This is a genomic window from Nocardia sp. NPDC006982 (assembly GCF_042869435.1).
Classification (GTDB): Bacteria; Actinomycetota; Actinomycetes; order Mycobacteriales; family Mycobacteriaceae; genus Nocardia.
In genome coordinates this window covers 677,384-696,072 of record NZ_JBIAFV010000004.1, presented here as the reverse complement: position 1 = coordinate 696,072, position 18,689 = coordinate 677,384, and the positions used below count along the sequence as shown (strand labels likewise).

The following is an 18,689-nucleotide window of genomic DNA, read 5'->3' as shown; positions in this document are numbered from 1 at the left end:
TCGGATTCGGGCAGGGCCCAGGAACGAGAAAGCAAACAAGCCGCTCACCGTGAGATCCGGTGGGCGGCTCGTTTGCGTTCTCGGCCAATCCTTTTCGGCTTTCAGCTCGCGGATCGCTCCTCCCGGAAGCCGGGCATCCAGGCCCGCACCAATTGCATGAAAGGCAGCTCCGCATCGAGCTGAGCCAGGATGCCGACCGAACCGCCGAGCACGCGGAAGATCATCACGTACTGCGCGGGTAGTTGCAGTGCCCGCGCGGTCTTCATATCCGGACTGCCGATATCGGAAGCCTTACCGGCCACCCGCTGCATCCACTTGCGGGTGAAGTGGAACGAATCGGTCTGGATCGGGTCGGTGAACGGCCGCAGGTAGTCGGCGATCTCCTTATCGGTGACGGTCCGGCCCGGAATCACCCAGCCGTTGTCGTACATGAGCTCGACCAGTTCATCGAAGCGTTCGTCGAGTTCCAGGGCCAGCATCCGGCCGAGGACCTCGGGGAAGCCGTCCGGCATGGGCGCGCAGGCGCCGAAATCGATGACGGCCAGTTTGCCGTCGGGCAGCATCATGAAGTTGCCGGGATGCGGATCGGCGTGCAGCAGTCCGACGGTCTCCGGTGAGGAGAAGTGGAATTTGCCCATCAGTCCGGCGACACGGTTGCGCAGCGCACGAGTGCCCTCCGGATCCTCGGCCCCCTGCTTGATGATCTCTGAGACCGGGGTGCCGTCCAGCCATTCGGTCACGATCACCTTCGGCGCGCTGGCCACCACCTTCGGCACCACGATCTCCGGATGCCCGTCGAAGGCCTTGGCGAAGGTGCGTTGGTTGGCGGCCTCATTGCGGTAGTCGAGTTCCTCCTCGGTGCGTTCGGTGATCTCGGCCAGCAGCGGCTTCACATCCGCGCCCGGAATCACCGAGGAGAGCAGACCGGTCATCCGCGACAGTGTCTTGAGGTCGGCACGCAGCGCCTCGTCGGCGCCCGGATACTGCACCTTCACCGCGACGGTCCGGCCGTCCGACCACACCGCCTTGTGCACCTGGCCGATGCTCGCCGATGCCGCGGGGGTGTCGTCGAAGGATTGAAAGCGCTGCCGCCACTGGGTACCGAGCTGCTGGTCCAGGACCCGGTGCACGGTCTCGGCGGGCATCGGCGGCGCGGCGGCCTGCAGTTTGGTGAGTGCCTCGCGATAGTGCTCGCCGAACTCCTCGGGAACCGCGGCCTCCATGACGCTCAGCGCCTGTCCGAACTTCATCGCACCGCCCTTGAGCTCACCGAGCACGGTGAACAATTGCTCGGCGGCCTTCTGGTTCAACTGGGCGTTGATCTCCCCCTTATCGCCACCGGCCAGCTTCTTACCGAACCCGACGGCGGCTCGTCCGGCGATACCCAGCGGAATCTTGGCTAACTTGGCATTGCGGGACGAGCGACGGCGCACGATCTCAGACACGTAACCCATCATGGCGGACGGACCCGTGAAATCGCCACGACAATCTTGATGTCTTTGCTTGGCAGGCTGTAAGAATCGACACTCTCATCCAGCCCCACCAGCGAAAATACGGCGGCAGCCGCAGCCGTCGTGCTGCGGCCATTCCCGGCGCGAGATCCGGTGCGTATCGAGTTCGAGTTCGATCGTGCTGTTCATGGTGTCGAGCTGACGCTCGGGGGAACAGTGCATGATCGCTTCGAGTTCGCCGAGCAGCAAAGCCGCCGTAGCCAGGATCCCGGCAGGTGAGGCGTGCCCGACCCGACCGAGCAATTGGCTCGCCAGCTGCGGCCACTCCGGGTCGTACTCACAGCGGGTCAGGTCGAGGCAGCGCAGACAGCTCGTCAGGCCGGGAAAGACCAGCGGACCCACGATGCCCTTGTTGCCATCGCGGATTCGGACTTGCAGATGCGGAATCCCGTGCAGCACCAGCTCATTGGCCAGGCGCGGTTCGATGACGAGCGAATCGGCCAGCACCACGAGTTCACCGTGCCAATCCAGCACCGAACCGTCGGCGCGATACCCACGTGACCGGATCGGCCGCAGCCCGAGCCGCCGCAATCCGGTCGCGACCGCATCCGAGAGTGGCCCGAGTCCGTGCACCCGCACCGAACGCACCCGCCCCAGGCGCGGATCCGGGTGCAGCAGCAGCCCCGCGTCATCGATGCGATTCAGCAGCTCCGCCGCATCCTCGGGTTCGAGCCCACATTGCCCGGCCCGCCAGATGATCTGCGGGCGGCTGTGCATGCCGTCCAGCAGCCGCAGGAATGCCAGCACGGTGTCGGTATCCGATGCGGTCCGATCGAGTAGCAGTGCCCGCTCCGGATCCCACCCCAACTGCACGACTCCGGACGACCGCACCAATACCGTCACTCGCGGCGCCAGCATCGGCCCGCACATCCGCCTCGTCGTCATGGCAGCAGTATGCGGATCGGGTCATCGGCGAATCAGCGCGAAACCTGCAGTAATCCACAGGAATTCGCACTTATCAACAGGACATGTCTCAGGACGCGTCGGTGTCCTTGCCGAGGTTGGGGCCGGATTCACCGTCACCCTTCGCGGCCTCGCGTTCGGCCTTCTCGCGTGCCTCGGTTTCGGCCAACTGGGCCAGCGGATCGTCGAAGGCGTCCACGCCGCCGCCGATCACCGAATCGATGAAGCCCGCAGGGGAGTCCAGATCATTGGAAGCCGGCAGCAGATCCGGATGCGCCCAGATGGCGTCCCTCGCGTCGATGCCCGCATCGGCGGTGAGCCGCCGCCACAGCGCCGCCGCCTCGCGCAGCTTGCGGGGTCGCAGCTCGAGTCCGACCAACGTTGCGAAGGTCTGCTCGGCCGGACCGCCGGTGGCGCGGCGGCGGATCAGGGTTTCGGCGAGCGCGCCCGCACCCGGCAGACGGTCACCGATCGCCTCGGTGACCACGACCTGTACCCAGCCCTCGATCAGGGCCAGCAGCGTTTCCAGTCGCTCCAGGGCCTGCTTCTGTTCCGGGGTGGTCTGCGGTTCGAATGCGCCCTGGGACAGGATCTCCTCGAGCTTCGAGGGATCGGTCAGCGACATCGGGTCGATATTCTGGGCCGCCGACTCCAGGGCGGAGAAGTCCATCTTGATGCCGCGCGCATAGTCCTCGACCGCGCCGAGCACCTGCTGACGCAGCCACGGCACATGTGCGAACAGGCGCTGGTGGGCGGCCTCGCGGGCCGCGAGGAAGACTAGGATCTCGCTTTCCGGCTGCTCGAGTCCGGCGCTGAACTCCGAGATGGCCGCGGGCAACAGCGCCGCGGTGCCGGTCGGGCCGAGGGGCAGTCCGATATCGGTGGAGGTCAGCACCTCCTTGGCGAGTTGGCCGAGGGCCTGCCCGAGCTGGGAGCCGAAGGCGAGTCCGCCCATCTGCCCGAGCATGCCGACCATGGGACCGGCGAACTCGCGCGCCTCCTCCGGCAACTGCGCGGTCCACATGCCGGAGATCTGCTCGGCCACCGGATCACACAGCCGCTTCCAGGTCGGCAGCGTTTCCTCGATCCAATCGTTGGCGGTCCAGGCGGCGGTTCTGGTGGCGCCGGCGGGCAGTGTGGTCGCGCCGTCGAGCCACAGTTCGGCCAGGTGCGCGGCATCGGCCACGGCCTTGACCGTGCTTTCGGAGACCGGCGTCACATTGGCGCCGAGCTGCTGGCGGGCCAATCGCTTGGCCACGTCGTAATTGACCGGGCCGGACTGCGCCGAACCCGGCTGCCCCATCCCACTGAGCATCTGGCCGAGCGAGGTGAGCATCTGTCCGAGCTGGGCCGGATCGAAACCACCCGCGCCTGCCCCGCCGAAGCCGAACGGATCGTTCGCCCCGGCACCGCTCGGCTCGTCGCCGCGGTTGCGGTCGTCGTCATCGCGGTTCGAGAATCCGAAGGGGAGGTCACTCATACCCCAAACATTACGCGTGTGGTGTAGGGGGTCGATGTTCGCGCGGCGCGAAATCTCCGGCACGCGTACGCCGGTAAATATGCGCCTCGTACGACCCGGCGCGGCGGCAATCATTACTGTGGTCCAGGTGAATCGTCGGATCCTGACCCTGGTGGCCGCCCTGATCCCGGTGCTCGTCCTCGGTGTGGTGGGCAGTCTGCTCACTGTGCCCTTCGTCGCACTCGGGCCGGGACCCACGTTCAATACCCTCGGCTCGGTCGATGGCAAGCAGGTCGTCGACGTCCGCGGCGCCGAGGTGGACCCGGTGACCGGTCATCTGAATATGACGACGGTCTCGGTGCGCGACGGACTCAACATCTTCGAGGCGTTCGGGTTCTGGGTCAGCGGTGAGCACGGCCTGGTTCCGCGCGCCGAGGTGTACCCACCCGGTGTCCCGCGCGAGGAGATCGACAAGTCCAACCAGCAGGACTTCAAGGATTCCGAGGGCAATGCCGAGGTGGCGGCGCTGCACTTCATGAACCTGCCGACGGTGGTGCTGGTGCGCAAGGTCTCCGACGACGGGCCGGCCAAGGAGACGCTGCAGGCAGGAGACGAGCTGGTCAGCGTCAACGGCGCACCGATGACCGCGCCCAAGGATGTCGTTGCCGCGGTGTCCTCGCAGGCGCCCGGCGCGCAGATCACCGTGACCTACCGGCGCGAGAACACCGAACACACCGCGACCATCACCCTGGCCGCGCGCCCCGACGACGCGAACAAGGGCTATCTCGGCCTGACCCCGACCGAGGGTGCGCGCCCGCCCATGGGGGTCTCGTTCAATCTCGCCGATATCGGTGGGCCGTCGGCAGGTCTGATGTTCAGTCTCGCGCTGATCGACAAGCTCACCCCCGGTGAACTGGACGGCGGCAAGTTCGTCGCCGGGACCGGAACCATCGATCAGGACGGCAAGGTCGGCCCGATCGGCGGCATCCAGTACAAGATGATGGCCGCGCGCGACGCCGGTGCGGAGACCTTCCTGGTCCCGGCCGCCAATTGCAACGAGGCCAAACAGCGCACGCCCGACGGCCTGCGCCTGGTAAAGGTCGAAAACCTCAGCGGCGCCGTGCAATCCCTCAACGACATCAACGCGGGCCGGGAGACCGTCTCCTGCGGCTGATCACTCCATCGTGTGGTGCAGTGCCTCGATGAGGTTGGGCGCCAGATTCGGATAGGTGCGCAGGTCGAGATCGCCGAAGTCGTCGACATCGTCCTCGGGCTTGACCTGCAGCAGACACAGATCCGCGCCGCCGCGAAGTACCGCGGCGAACAGCCGGGCCGTGCGCCGCCCAGGATGCGTCTCGGCCGCGGCGCGCGCGGCGGCGTCGGCGGCCTCGTGATCGGCGAGCAGCGGGGTGAGCGCATCGTCGAGGGTGCTCTCGGCATCCGGCGGCAGCACGACGATCTCCTGGACGAGCACACAGCCGCTCACGGCATCGGGCCAGCTGGTGGTCGCGAGGAATTCGTCGAGCGCCATCGATCCGCCGGTGATGTCCTCCGGGAACGACTCCTGCGCAATGGGAGTCAGTTCGCTGCCCTGATCCAGCTGATCGAGCAACCCGGGCTCGGCCGCGACCAGATCGGCGGTCGGCACCAGCGCGAACATCTGCGGCGGTCTGCCCCAACCCTCGGCATCGACGAATTCCGCCACTTCACGGACGGAACGGGCGAGGACGAGTTCGGCGTGCAGGTCTGCGGTCACATCGCCCATCCTCGCACCAGCGCCCGCGCGACAACATCGAGGGCAGCGCGATCTCGCAACCTCGACGGAGTGAGTTTTACGAGCGACTCGTTCGCGGCCTGTCTCGCGTTCGAGTCGTCCAAGCGCACGCGACGAAGTCGCTGCACTCGACCATCCGTCGCGTATGTATCGGTGGCCGAGCGATCCGCCATCGGTGACCCCCAACGGAGCGAGTTTTACGAGCGACCCGTTCGCGGCCCGTCTCGCGTCCGAGTCGTCGAAGCGCATGCGCCGCAGGCGCGAGTCTCGACGACTCGGACGCGAGACACTCGGGGGCCGCGAACACGCCGCGCCGAAGGCGCGGCCAAAGACAGAGCAGGCGCTGCCAGTGTCACAGCCCGATTCCGTAGAGTGGGCCGAAACGGTCCCTTTGGACCACCTGCAACATCGGACTGCGGTGTCACGGCCGAGAACATCGGTGCGCGCGCCGCCGGACCTTGGAGAGTGGCATCGTGGGCATGCGGCCCCCCACCGGCTTACCTTCGTTGTCCCGACGCAGCCGAGTGCTGCTGGTGGCGGCCATCATTCTGGCGGCGCTGCTGCTGCTGGGACCGCGGCTGACCGACACCTATACGAACTGGTTGTGGTTCGGCGAGGTCGGTTTCCGCAGCGTCTATCTCACCGTGCTGCGCACGCGGATCCTGTTGTTCATCGCCGTCGCGCTGTTCGTCGGTCTGGTCGTCTGGTTGGCGCTGCTGCTGGCGTATCGGACCAGGCCGGTATTCGTGCCGGTGGCGGGGCCGAACGATCCGATCGCGCGTTACCGCACCACCGTGATGAGCCGGCTCAAGCTGTTCGGTATCGGCATCCCGCTGCTGCTCGGCGTGCTCTCCGGACTGGTGGCGCAGTCGAATTGGGTCACCGTGCAGCTGTTCCTCAATGGCGACTCGTTCGGCCAGAAGGATCCGCAGTTCGGTCTCGATGTCGGGTTCTATGCCTTCGACCTGCCGTTCTACCGGATGGTGCTGAACTGGCTGTTCGTCGCGGTGGTCATCGCATTCTTCGCCAGCCTGGTGACGCACTATGTCTTCGGCGGTCTGCGCCTGACCGGGCGCGAGGGCACGCTGACTCGGCCCGCGCGCATCCAGCTCGCGGTGATCGCCGGAATCTTCGTGCTGCTCAAGGCGATTGCCTACTGGTTCGACCGCTATGAGCTGCTGTCGAGCAGTCGTAAGGAGCCGACCTTCACCGGTGGTTCCTACACCGATATCAACGCCGTGCTGCCCGCGAAGCTGATCCTGCTGTCCATCGCGGTGATCTGTGCGATCGCCTTCTTCGCCGGTATCGTGCTGCGCGATCTGCGGGTGCCGGCGATGGCGGCCGCGCTGCTCGTGCTCTCCTCGGTCCTGGTCGGCGCGGTATGGCCGCTGGTCGTCGAGCAGTTCTCGGTGCGCCCGAACGCGGCCGACAAAGAGAGTGAATACATCGAACGCAATATCGCCGCGACCAGGCAGGCGTTCGGCATCACCTCGGACAAGATCGAGTACAAGGACTACAAGGGCGACAGTTCGAAGAGCCCGCTGGAAGTTCCGGTCGACGCGGCGACCATCGGCAATGCCCGCCTGCTGGACCCGAATATCTTGTCGCCCACCTTCACTCAGCTAAAGCAGCTGAAGAACTTCTACGGCTTCCCGGAGTCGCTGGATATCGACCGCTACACCCTCAACGGCGATACCCAGGACTACATCGTGGCCGCCCGCGAACTGCACCCGTCGGCGCTGAGCGGTAATCAGACCGACTGGATCAACAAGCACACCGTCTACACCCACGGCAACGGCTTCGTCGCGGCGCCCGCCAACCGGGTCAACCGGCCGCAGTACGAGGACCCGAACGCCAATACCGGCGGCAGCAGTGACAGCGGCTACCCGATCTTCCTGGTCAGCGACCTGTTCAACTCGACCGACCAGCAGCAGATCAAGGTCGACCAGCCGCGCGTCTACTACGGCGAGCTGATCTCGCAGTCCAATCCGGACTACGCGATCGTCGGCGCGGTGAACGGTTCGCAGCCGCGCGAATACGATTCCGACACAGCGCAATTCACCTACAGCGGCAAGGGTGGCGTGTCGATCGGGAACTGGTTCAACCGGTTGGCGTTCGCGGCCAAGTACACCGAGCGCAATCTGCTGTTCTCCTCGGCCATCGGGGACAACTCCAAGATCATCTTCAACCGTAGCCCGCGCGAGCGGGTCCAGAAGGTCGCGCCCTGGCTGACCACCGACGGCAATGCCTATCCGGCAGTCGTCAACGGCCGGATCCAGTGGATCGTCGACGCGTACACCACGCTGGACAACTACCCGTACGCGCAGACCACCTCGCTGGAGGGCGCGGTCGAGGACAGCATCGATAAGAAGACCGGAAGGCTGTTGCCGCGCAAGGAGGTCAGCTACATCCGCAACTCGGTGAAGGCCACCGTCGACGCCTACGACGGCACGGTGACCCTCTACGAGGTGGACCCCACTGACCCCGTGCTGAAGGCCTGGCGCGGTGTGTTCCCTGGCGCGGTCAAGCCGCAGAGCGAGATCTCACCCGAACTGCGCGCGCACTTCCGCTATCCCGAGGATCTGTTCAAGGTGCAGCGCGAAATGCTGACCAAGTACCACGTGGACAATCCGCGAGAGTTCTTCACCAACAACGCTTTCTGGTCGGTACCGAGCGATCCGACCACCGAGGGCGGCACCTTCAATCAGCCGCCGTATTACGTGCTGCTGGGTGACGCGTCGGCGAACAATAAGCCGGTATTCAATCTGAGCAGCGCCATGGTCGGCTACAACCGGCAGTTCCTGTCCGCCTATATTTCGGTGCGCTCGGACCCGGACGGCTACGGCAAATTCACGATCTTGCAATTGCCGACCGATACGCAGACACAGGGTCCGCAGCAAACGCAGAACAGTATGACGACGGCGCCGGAAGTCTCCAGTCAGAAAACGCTGCTGTCGAACTCGAACAAGATCAGATACGGCAATCTGCTGACCTTGCCGATCGCCGACGGCGGAATCCTTTATGTGGAGCCGTTTTACAACGAGCGAAATACCGGGGCAGGCAGTTCCACCTTCCCGCAGCTGCTGCGGGTACTGGTGAGCTATCGCGATGTGGCGGGCAGTGTGAAGGTCGGTTTCGCCTCCACCCTGGCCGATGCGCTGAATCAGGTGCTGCCGGGGACCGGTTCGCTGGCCACCCCGTTCGGCGGTGATCCGGCGAGCAGGCCGAAACCGGGTACCACGCCACCGGCGGATCACGGCGCCACGCCACCGACGCAGGGCACGGCACCGCCGGTACAGGGCACAACGCCGCCGCCGGCGACCGGGTCCGCCGCCAAGGATGCGGCGGCCGCGGAGCTGAGCAAGAAGATCGAGAGTGTGCGAAATGCCATGAAGTCCGGGAACTTCCAGGACTTCGGCAAGGCGCTGGAGGAACTGGACGCCGCGGTGAAGGCGTATCAGGACGCTGGTCGCTGATCCAACTAGAACGGCCCCGTCACCCGGATTCGGGTGACGGGGCCGTTCTCATCGACGTCGAACCGACGTCCACCTCGGCGCCGTTGCCGAGTGACGTCCGATTCCTACGTCAGCGGCCGAACGAGTCGATCAGTGCACCGTTCTGGTCCAGCAGCTGCTGGTACTGGCCCTCGAGGCCGTTCTGCTTGGCCAGCTGGTAGCCCGCGGACTTGGCCTGCTCGATGGCGGACTTGACATTGGTGGCCGGGGCAGGGGCGGCTTCGGCGGGGGCGGCGGGCTCCGGCTCGACGACGGCCGGGGCGCTCGGCTCGGACTCACCGGCACGCAGGTACTGACCGCAGACCGGCCAGGCGCCCGCACCCTGGGTGGCGAGCACATTCTCGGCCACTCGGATCTGCTCTTCCTTGCTGGCATGGTTGGCGGAACCGGCGCCACCGTTGGCCGCCCAGGTGCTCTGCGAGAACTGCAGACCGCCGTAGTAGCCATTTCCGGTGTTGATACCCCAGTTGCCACCGCTTTCGCACTGCGCGACGCCATCCCAATTATGGGCCGGGGCGGCGGCCGCGGTGCCGGTGGAAAGACCGAACGGGACGGCAACGATTGCGCCGGTGACAGCGGCATAGCCGAGGGCGCGGGTGCTGAGCTTTCGGTGCTTCGACATGTTGTATTCCCTCCCTGCGCCCACCGCCCCCGGTAATGCGAAAGCCGAGTCCCTGCCCCCAGGCGTGTCGGGGATCCTCGAACCGCGGGACAGGGTCGCCGGTGTTCGGCGGTTCGAGTTCGAGCCCATCACGTTTGATCCGGGCCGTGAATCGACGGTAACGAAGAAATCTCGGCAGATCACATCTTGATAACTTCGCAATTGCATGATGCGAATAGCGTGTATACCGGTGTTTGCGCAGGTCGCAAATGCCATAAGAATGGATTCTGGACGGTCGGTTATAGCACCGTTATGTGTTCGGGATCACTGTGAAATAGTGGCCCAGGTCACGTTTGAAGCCATTGGTCGATCGGCCTGTTGCGTTCTGAACGACTTTCGCCGCCGCCATCGCTCGGGTTCAGTGGATGGATTCGGCAGATGCCCGCGACCACCCCTCGGAGTCGTCTGTGCGCAACCTCACCTCGCTCGCCCGCGACCCCGCATCCGCCCCGTTGACCAGGGCAAACCCCCTGGAAGATAAGCGATTTGCCTTCCGTGCGTAGACGTGTGTAATGTTGTGTTTACCGACGCGGGGTGGAGCAGCTCGGTAGCTCGCTGGGCTCATAACCCAGAGGTCGCAGGTTCAAATCCTGTCCCCGCTACTAGGGAAACGGCCCGGAACAGAAATGTTCCGGGCCGTTTTTCGTTGGTGCTCGAGCGCATATCGGTGGGCCGGGTTCCCCGATCCAGTTCGGGACCGATCAAACGGACGATCGTTCGAGGTAGGCGACGATGGCGTTGGTCAGTCCGCGCCGGGCCTTGTCGAGGTCGGAGTAGGTGCCGAGTTGGCGTTCGGAGTTGATGCCGCGCATGGCGCCCGGGATGAGCGCTGCGATCTCCTCCACGCGCGAAGGGTCAACGCCGAGGTCTGCGAAGGCGTTTTGGCAGGTCTCTAGCCAACCCTGGCCCCAGGATGCGAGTTCGGCGGCCGTGCGGGGGTAGAGCTGCTCGAGTTCGGTGTGGTCGCGCGGCAGTGCGGCACGTAGGTTCTCGATTGCCCGGGAGTCGGGGGAGGTGAGTCCCGCGTAGAGGGTGTCGATGATGCCGGCGACGCGCTGGCGAAGTGGGGCCGCGGTGTCGGTGAAGGTGAGCATGTCGGCTCGCCGCTCGGCCGTGTAGTGCAGCACGGCGGCCCAGAGTCCGTCGTTATCGCCGAACTGATATTTGACCGCACCCCAGGTGGCGCCGATCTCGCGAGCGATCTTGCTGGCGGACACGGCCCCCGGATCGCCGGTGGCCAGCGATTTCACGGCTGCTTTCAGCATGTTCTCCCGGGTGGCATCGCCACGGCGATTCGTGCGTCGCTCATAGACATCCCGGTCGGTCACTTTCCAGATGTTAGCTGGTGCAGCGCACCCGGCCGCGTTCGAATCTCTGTCCGCCGAGCCGTTTTTCATAGTTTCACAGTACCCACTGTGATAATTTCACAGCAGTCACTGTGATTCGCACGCTGCTGGGAGAGGACACCGAGATGGCGAAACCGCCGCTGTCGATGAAGCCGACGGGATGGTTCCAGGTCGCGTGGTCGGCCGAGATCGGCGTCGGCGCGGTCCACCGGATGACATACTTCGGCCGGGAGTTGGTGGCATGGCGGGCGCAGTCGGGCCTGCTGACGGTGATGGATGCCTACTGCGAGCATCTGGGCGCTCATCTCGGATTCGGCGGTCATGTCGAGGGCGATGTCATCGAATGCCCCTTCCATGGCTGGCAGTGGAACCACGAGGGCCGCAACGTCTGCATTCCGTACGAGAAACATCCCAATCGGGGTAGGCGCATCCGTACCCACCCGGTCGTCGAGCGCAACGAGTCGGTCTACATCTGGCACGACGTCGACGGTCGCTCGCCCTTCTTCGAAGTGCCCGACGTATTCACCGGATTCGGCGACAACAGCAGCTCGGCCGACTACTACCCGCAGGCCACCCTGTTCCGCGAGCGACTGGAACTCCATCCGCAGTATGTGCTCGAAAACGGTGTCGACTTCGCACATTTCAAGTTCGTGCACCAGACGCCGATCGTGCCGGTGTTCACCCGGCACGACTTCGACGATCCGGTGTCCTACGTCGACTTCACCATCACCTTCGAAGGCGATGACGGGCAATCCATCGAGGATGTCAACAGTGGGGTCGAGGCGATCAACGGCGGACTGGGCGTCGCGGTGACCAAGAGTTGGGGCATGGTGGACAACCGGACCATTACGGCGGTCACCCCGGTCGACGACGCCACCTGCGATGTTCGTTTCAGCGTGTACATCGGCCGTCGGCCCAGCTCTGATCCGGTGAAGGCCGAGCAGCGAGCTCAGGCATTCGCCCAAGAGGTCATTCGCCAGTTCACCCAGGACGTCGATATCTGGCAGCACCAGCGCTACTCGGATCCACCGGCACTGTCCGGAAGCGAGTACGAGGGCTTCACCGCCATCCGCACCTGGGCCGAGCAGTTCTACCCGATCCCGACGCACGATCAACGCATCCAGAAAAGCAGGCATCAATGAACGCACCGACCAAAGCGCCGATCCGAGTGTTCCAAGTCGCCACCGGCAATGTGGGAACCGAGATGATCAAGCGAATCGGCAACCATCCGGATCTCGAACTCATCGGATTGCATTGCTACACACCGGAGAAGGTCGGCCGCGATGCCGGCGAGATCGCCGGTCTGGCGCCGAACGGCGTCATCGCGACCGGCTCGGTCGACGAGATCATCGCCGCCGCACCCGATGTGCTCACCTTCCACGGCGTATTCCCTGACGAGGACCTCTATGTGAAGGTGCTCGAAGCGGGCATCGACATCGTCACCACCGCGGACTGGATCACCGGTTGGCATCGCGACACCAACCACCCGCATCCGTCGGGTAAGCCGGTGACCCAGCTTCTGAGCGAGGCGTGCGCGAAGGGTGGCTCGACCTTCTACGGCACCGGCATGAACCCCGGCCTGAACCAGATCCTCGGTGTGGTGTGTTCCGCCGACGTTGCCGAGATCGAGAGCATCATCACCGTCGAATCCGTCGACGTGTCGTGTCACCACTCGAAGCAGACCTGGATCGAGGTCGGCTACGGGTCACCTGTCGACGACCCGAGCATCCCCGGCAAGCTGGAGAAATACACCAGCGTCTTCGCCGACAGCGTGCTGATGATGGCCGACTGCTTCGGACTGGAACTCGACGAGGTGAAGTTCACCTATGAACTCGGCGCATGCACCAAGGATGTCGACCTGGGCTGGTACCGGCTACCGAAGGGCTCGCTCGGCGGTAATCACATCAAGTACCAGGGCATGGTCGACGGCGTTGCGAGGATCGAGACGCATCTGGAGTGGCAGATGACCCCGCATACCGATCCGAGCTGGAATATCAAGGGCTGCTATATAACTCAGATCAAGGGCGATCCGTGCATTTACAACAAGCACATGATTCTCCCGAAGCCCGGTGTCGACCTCTCCAATCCGGACAACTTCGCCTCGATCGGCATGACCGTCACCGGATTGCCCGCACTCAACGCGATCGCCGCTGTCGTCGCCGCCCCGCCGGGATTGCTGACCAGTGCGGACCTCCCGCTGCGCGGATTCGCCGGTCGGTTCAAGAACCCCCGCGACTAGGAAACGGGGCGCACCCACTCATTTCCCTTCTCAACTTATAACGCACCCGGGGGGTTGCGGCAAGACCCGGGTCGTGCCGCAGAATCGCTGGCCGAGGCCAGAACCTGCGTGAGATGGGAAGTTACCGAATGCATGTGACCGACACCGATGTGATCATCGTGGGTGCGGGCCCGACGGGATTGATGCTGGCCGCCGAGCTGCGTCTGAGCGGTGTGCGACCGCTGGTATTGGAGCGGAAGCCGCAGCCCCGGGACATCCCGAAGGCCGGTGGTATCGGCGGGCGGATCCTGGAACTGCTGCGCTACCGCGGCCTGCTGGAACGCTGTGAAGCAGCCAATACCGACCCCATCCCGGCTCCCCGCTTCCCGTTCGGTGGAGTGCACGTGGATTTGACGCGCCTGCCGGATCCACCGCTGCACGCGCTGCCGCTGCCACAGCACAGGCTGGAGGGTGTGCTCGCCGAACGGGTCGCTGAACTGGGCGTCGACATCCACCGCGGACACGAGGTGATCGAGGTGAGCCAGGACGACGACACGGTGATCGCGGACGTGCACGGGCCGGACGGACCGTACCGAGTGACCGCCCGATACCTGGTGGGCTGCGACGGCGGGCGCAGCCGGATCCGCGATATGGCGGGCATCGCATTCCCCGGTACCACATATCCGGAGGTCAACCGGCTGGTCCAGGTTGCCGTGCACGATTCGGTGACCGTACTCGACAACGGCGACCTCGAGGTCCCGGGGTTCGGCCGGATCCGTGCGGGATTCACGCAGACAGATCGCGGTATGTTCGCGAACGGGTCGACCACCCCCGAACTGCTCGGGCTCTTCACCATGGAGGACGAGTCCACCGAATACGACGACGACGAACCGATGACTCTGACCGAGTTCCAGGAAAGTGTCCGCCGGGTGCTCGGCGCGGATCTTCCGCTCGGAGAACCGATTCGGCTGTCGCGCTTCACCTTCAAGGATCGGCTGGCCGAACGGTATCGCGCCGGGCGGATCCTGCTGGCCGGCGACGCGGCGCACCTGTTCCCCGCCACGGGTGTCGCGATCAATGCGGGCATGCTCGACACGGTCAACCTGGCCTGGAAACTGGCCGCCGATATCGAGGGCTGGGCACCGGACGGTCTGCTGGACACCTATCACGAGGAACGCCACCTCGCCGGCACGCGGACACTGCTACATACTCGGGCCCAGGTGGCATTACGGCGGGGACAAGACCCGGCCGCCGAAGCGCTCAGGCAGGTCTTCCAGGAACTGCTTCTCGACGAGCAGCCATTGCGCCGCGTCGGCGCCCTCATCGCGGGCACCGATATCCGCTACCCGCTACCCAATCCCAACGAACACCCCTTGACCGGCGCCTTCGCACCCGACCTCACCCTGTACACCGACCGAGGCGCCACCAGCGTCGCGGAACTCATGCACACCGCACGACCGATCCTGCTCGTCCTCGCCGACCGACCGGAGCTGCGTGAGATCGCCCGCGACTGGCAGCATCGCGTCGAAATCCACACCGCCGAAACCGATCACCGCCCGGCTGACGCTCTGCTGCTCCGCCCGGACGCTTACGTCGCCTGGGCCGCAACCATCGACGAGCCGACCGACACCGCCGTGCCCGCGCTGCGCGCAGCGCTGTCCGACTGGTTCGGCGCACCCCTGAAAACGCCGGTCGATCAGCCCGGCTGACCGGTCGGTGTCCGCGAGATGAACTGACACTGCTCCCGCTATCACCCACCGGCGGGAAGCAGTGTCATCGCGCAACACCTGTTGCCCGCATCAGCGGCAACCCGTGCCTCAGAAGCGGAAACCCTTGGGTGCCTGTGGAACCGGAGTCCAGGCGATCTCGGATGATGTCACGCGTTCCCCTCCGGGGTGGACAGCAGATGAACAGCTGGTTTCCTAAAAGTGTTGCCACGCAACATTAGTTGCGTCATGCTGAGGGACATGGCCAGACGGTCGAAGGTGCGGCCGGTCCGGCCGAGGTGGGGATCCGAGGATCCGAAGGGGTGCTGTCCGCGCCCCGTCATGTCCCAGGTAATTCGTTGGCGGCGACGCCTCGGCTGGGTGCTGGCCGTCATCTTCGTCCTATTTGTCTTTCCCGGACTCGTCGGCGCGGTGGCCAATGCGCAGTACCTGTCCGCGGCCACCGGCAGCAGTGTCTCCGAAATCGACGGCCTCAGCTGGATGCATATCCGCGATTCGTCCGGGGTGCCGCTGGCGAACTACTCCTTCGCGACCGACCACGGCGGGGTGCTCGACCCGGGCTCGACGATCCTCTGGGCGATCCTCGGCTTCGAATTCATCGGCTATATCGCCATCGTGACCACCGCGATCTGGTTGATCGGCAATGCGCTGAGCTTCCAGTGGCTCAATATGTTCGGCTCGGCATTGACCGGCGTCGCGGACCGGCTGACCGGTCAGATCGCGACCCCGATGCTGCTGATCACCGCCGCTACGATCGGCGCGTTCTGTGTCGCCTGGTTCTGGTTGCGTGGCTATCACGCCAAGGCGGTGCTGCAGATCGTCACGATGCTCGGTGTCGCGGTGCTCGGTCCGGTATTCCTGGCCGAGCCACTCGGCGATGTGCTGTCCTCGGACGGATTGCTCGCCAAGGGCAGGGATTTGGGAATTTCGGTGGCGGCCGGGCTCAACGGCAACAACAACCCGAATCCGAACCAACTGGTGACGACCATGCAGCGCGATCTGGCGGACAACTTCGCCCGCCGCCCGGTTCAGGTGTGGAATTTCGGGCATGTGGTCGACGAGCAACCGGCCTGCCGGTCGGTCTGGTCCACGGGGATGACTGCGGGTGACGACGAACGGGTCCGCAAGGGCATGCAGAGCTGCGGTGATTCCGCCGCCTACGCCAAGGCCCAGAATCCGACCATGGGTCAGGTCGGTACCGGTCTGATGCTGTTGATCTGCGGCGGCATCCTGTTGGTCTTCGCGGTGGTGCTCGGCGTGCGGGTCATCAAGGCCGCATTGGACGCGATCTACCACGGGTTCATGTCGATATTCGGTTTCGCCGCAGGCGGATTCGTCTACGGACCGACGCAGACCTTTCTGGTCCGCAATCTCGTCGACAGCGTTGTCGCGGCGGGCCGAATGACCGCGTACACCATCTTCCTCGGCATCTATGTGCTGTTCATGGGCAATCTGTTCGCGCAGGCGAAGGGACAGACCATGGCGGTGATCGTCATCGCGGGCACCGTCGAGATAGTCGCCATCTCCCAGCTCAAACGCCTGAACCGCAGCCTCAGCCGGGGCAACGACTGGATCGCCAACCGGTTCGCGCTGGCGATTCAGGGGGCTGGAGCGCGCCCAGGGGGTGGAGGTGGCGGGGGATCGGCACTCGGCATGGGTGATGCTCGGGCCGGCGGTTCGCTGCACGGCGGGCTGATGTCCGGGCTGGGCATGCTGAACACGATCAATGCTTCGCCCGCGACCGCGTGGCTCCTCGGAGCCACGGTGGGCCCGTTGAACCCGCTGTCGCGCAGGAAGAAGCGGATGGATCTCAACAACATCGCCGTCTCCCCGATGGTGCGGCAATTGCAGGAGTACAACCACGCCGGCCGCGGGAACTGGCGAGTCAAGGCCGCCGGGCGTCTGGATGGAATAGACGGCGGAATCAGGTCCGCTCTCGGTGTCGGAAATGTTCTGGACGGTCTGGGCGACAGCAAGGTCCCGGACTCGATGGTCGCGCCGATTCTGCTGGCGATGGGTGCGACCGATCAGCATGTGATCGATGCCCAGCGCGCGTTGGCCGTCCAGAAGGCCAGCATGAAGGACTACAACCCGAATGGCTTCGCGCCCTTGCAGAAGGCGCTCGCCGCGGGGTACGCGGTGGAGAACCACCAAGACGCCGCCGCGTTGCCTGCATTCGCCGCGCAGGCTGTGGTCGCTGCGGACAACTTCGTGCGGCACTCCACCGCGCCGATGAACCCTGTAGATCCCAATCACCCATTTGTGCAACGGGTCATGAACAGCAACGAACATCAGCTCAGAACCATCACCCCGGACGAATGGCGCAACGCTGGGCGCGATATTCGCCAACACATCGGACGGCGACTGGCGCTCCAGCACCAGGAAGCGGCCACGAACTACTACCAGCAGCAGAACGACCCGATTCTTCTTCAGGCGTTGCAGCGGTCGACCCGCCAGCTGGCCAACTTCAACGCCTTCGATCCGAATGGCGGACCCAACCCATGGTCTTCGTAGGCGGGCGTGCACGCAACCTCGCCACTCGGCAAGGTGATCCATTCGCATAGACCCCAAACTTCGAGAAACCTGTGGGTTGAGCGTGATTGTCCGGGGGCACTAGAACCAGACCGGGCGTCAGTTATTGTGACGGCCTATCGTTCGAGTACCCCGAATGATCGCGAGGCTCACCGTGCAGGACAGCGCTCCCACCACCTATCAGGAACTGCGCGCCCTCCTGCAGCAGCGCCTTCCGGAACTGGCCGACGGCCAACAGCGCATAGCCAGGCTGGTATTGGACGATCCGGAGGGAACCGCATTCCGCAGCATCGGCCAAAGCGCCGAACTCGCGGGCGTGCACCGTTCCTCGCTGGTGCGATTCGCGACCATGCTGGGGCTACCCGGCTATCCGGGCCTGGTCGAACTCTGCCGCAGACAACTCGCCGCCGAGGCGTATCTGGTGCGTAGACCCGCCGACGCGCCGCCGCCGAGCTCGAACGACGAGTTCTTCACCGCGATAACCGAATACGACGCCAACAATATGTCCCGTACCTTCGCGCGGATCGATCGCGGCGACTGGGATCGTGCGGTCGAGACGCTGGCGCAAGCCTCGACCGTGCACGTCATCGGGCTGCGGCGTTGTCTGGCGATCGCCTATGCCGCCACCTACCAGCTGCAGCTGGTGCGCCACCGGGTCCGCCAGCTCGGGGCGACCGCCCGGGTGCTGACCGACGAACTGCGCGATATCGAACCCGGCGACGCACTCATCGCGGTATCGATCCGGCGCTACAGCAGCGACACCGTGCGTGCGGTCGAATCGGCACGCCGTCGCGGCGCCACCACCATCGCACTCACCGATGATGCGTCCTCCCCGCTGGCCCGCATCGCCGATGTGACCTTCTATGCCGGAACCGGCTCGCTCACCGTCCTGCGCTCCCTGACCGCCTTCACCGGCCTGGTGCACGCCTTGGTCACCGCCGTCGCGATGCGCCTGGGATCCGTCGGCACCGATACCGACATCCTCGACGATCAATTGCTCGACTAGGCGCGCCGTTTGCCGGTGCTGTCCCCGGGTACCGCTG

General features: G+C 65.0%; 13 protein-coding genes and 1 tRNA gene. 8 read left to right on the top strand and 6 right to left on the bottom strand.

Going from position 1 to position 18,689, the window contains the following annotated elements:
* Nucleotides 1–101 precede the first annotated feature (101 nt).
* The 3 genes from ACFYOW_RS20205 to ACFYOW_RS20195 all read right to left on the bottom strand — a co-directional run bounded on the left by ACFYOW_RS20205 (nt 102) and on the right by ACFYOW_RS20195 (nt 3,894).
* Nucleotides 102–1,454: an ABC1 kinase family protein gene (locus ACFYOW_RS20205; protein ID WP_387290097.1), complete on the bottom strand. Its 1,353-nt coding sequence runs from the start codon at nt 1,452–1,454 to the stop codon at nt 102–104.
* A gap of 75 nt (nt 1,455–1,529) precedes the next feature.
* Nucleotides 1,530–2,396 carry a hypothetical protein gene (locus tag ACFYOW_RS20200; protein WP_387289930.1) on the bottom strand — a complete coding sequence of 289 codons (867 nt, stop codon included), beginning with the start codon at nt 2,394–2,396 and terminating at the stop codon, nt 1,530–1,532.
* 88 nt (nt 2,397–2,484) lie between these two features.
* Nucleotides 2,485–3,894 carry a zinc-dependent metalloprotease gene (locus ACFYOW_RS20195; protein ID WP_387289927.1) on the bottom strand — a complete coding sequence of 470 codons (1,410 nt, stop codon included), beginning with the start codon at nt 3,892–3,894 and terminating at the stop codon, nt 2,485–2,487.
* A gap of 127 nt (nt 3,895–4,021) precedes the next feature.
* Here ACFYOW_RS20195 and ACFYOW_RS20190 point away from each other — a divergent pair, with 127 nt between their 5' ends.
* A complete protein-coding gene (locus tag ACFYOW_RS20190; protein ID WP_387289924.1) occupies nt 4,022–5,047 on the top strand; it encodes a PDZ domain-containing protein in 1,026 nt (341 codons plus the stop codon).
* Here the strand turns inward: ACFYOW_RS20190 and ACFYOW_RS20185 are convergent, their stop codons facing one another.
* Nucleotides 5,048–5,638, bottom strand: coding sequence for a PPA1309 family protein (locus ACFYOW_RS20185; protein ID WP_387289921.1), 591 nt, complete (start codon nt 5,636–5,638; stop codon nt 5,048–5,050).
* A 482-nt stretch (nt 5,639–6,120) separates the two neighbouring features.
* Between ACFYOW_RS20185 and ACFYOW_RS20180 the strand changes: the two genes are divergently transcribed.
* The gene (locus ACFYOW_RS20180) at nt 6,121–9,123 is read left to right on the top strand and encodes a UPF0182 family protein (RefSeq protein ID WP_387289919.1); all 3,003 of its coding nucleotides are present in this window, start codon (nt 6,121–6,123) and stop codon (nt 9,121–9,123) included.
* A gap of 109 nt (nt 9,124–9,232) precedes the next feature.
* On the opposite strand, the gene ACFYOW_RS20175 is transcribed toward ACFYOW_RS20180, so the two are convergent.
* Nucleotides 9,233–9,784 (bottom strand): transglycosylase family protein, encoded by a 552-nt coding sequence (locus ACFYOW_RS20175; RefSeq protein ID WP_387289917.1) that lies wholly within the window; start codon nt 9,782–9,784, stop codon nt 9,233–9,235.
* 567 nt (nt 9,785–10,351) lie between these two features.
* Between ACFYOW_RS20175 and ACFYOW_RS20170 the strand changes: the two genes are divergently transcribed.
* A tRNA-Met gene (locus ACFYOW_RS20170) sits at nt 10,352–10,425 on the top strand.
* 99 nt (nt 10,426–10,524) lie between these two features.
* Here ACFYOW_RS20170 and ACFYOW_RS20165 read toward each other — a convergent pair.
* Entirely contained in the window at nt 10,525–11,088 is a 564-nt protein-coding gene (locus ACFYOW_RS20165) for a TetR/AcrR family transcriptional regulator (protein ID WP_387290095.1), read from the bottom strand.
* A 206-nt stretch (nt 11,089–11,294) separates the two neighbouring features.
* Here ACFYOW_RS20165 and ACFYOW_RS20160 point away from each other — a divergent pair, with 206 nt between their 5' ends.
* The 5 genes from ACFYOW_RS20160 (at nt 11,295) to ACFYOW_RS20140 (ending at nt 18,652) form a co-directional block, all read left to right on the top strand.
* Nucleotides 11,295–12,311 (top strand): Rieske 2Fe-2S domain-containing protein, encoded by a 1,017-nt coding sequence (locus tag ACFYOW_RS20160; protein WP_387289915.1) that lies wholly within the window; start codon nt 11,295–11,297, stop codon nt 12,309–12,311.
* Complete coding sequence (locus ACFYOW_RS20155; RefSeq protein ID WP_387289913.1) at nt 12,308–13,408, top strand: dihydrodipicolinate reductase; 1,101 nt, start codon at nt 12,308–12,310, stop codon at nt 13,406–13,408. Before ACFYOW_RS20160 ends, ACFYOW_RS20155 begins: the two co-directional genes overlap by 4 nt.
* Nucleotides 13,409–13,542: 134 nt before the next feature.
* Complete coding sequence (locus ACFYOW_RS20150; RefSeq protein WP_387289911.1) at nt 13,543–15,096, top strand: FAD-dependent monooxygenase; 1,554 nt, start codon at nt 13,543–13,545, stop codon at nt 15,094–15,096.
* A gap of 339 nt (nt 15,097–15,435) precedes the next feature.
* The gene (locus ACFYOW_RS20145) at nt 15,436–17,628 is read left to right on the top strand and encodes a hypothetical protein (protein ID WP_387289909.1); all 2,193 of its coding nucleotides are present in this window, start codon (nt 15,436–15,438) and stop codon (nt 17,626–17,628) included.
* A gap of 154 nt (nt 17,629–17,782) precedes the next feature.
* Entirely contained in the window at nt 17,783–18,652 is an 870-nt protein-coding gene (locus ACFYOW_RS20140) for a MurR/RpiR family transcriptional regulator (RefSeq protein WP_387289907.1), read from the top strand.
* Nucleotides 18,653–18,689 lie beyond the last annotated feature (37 nt).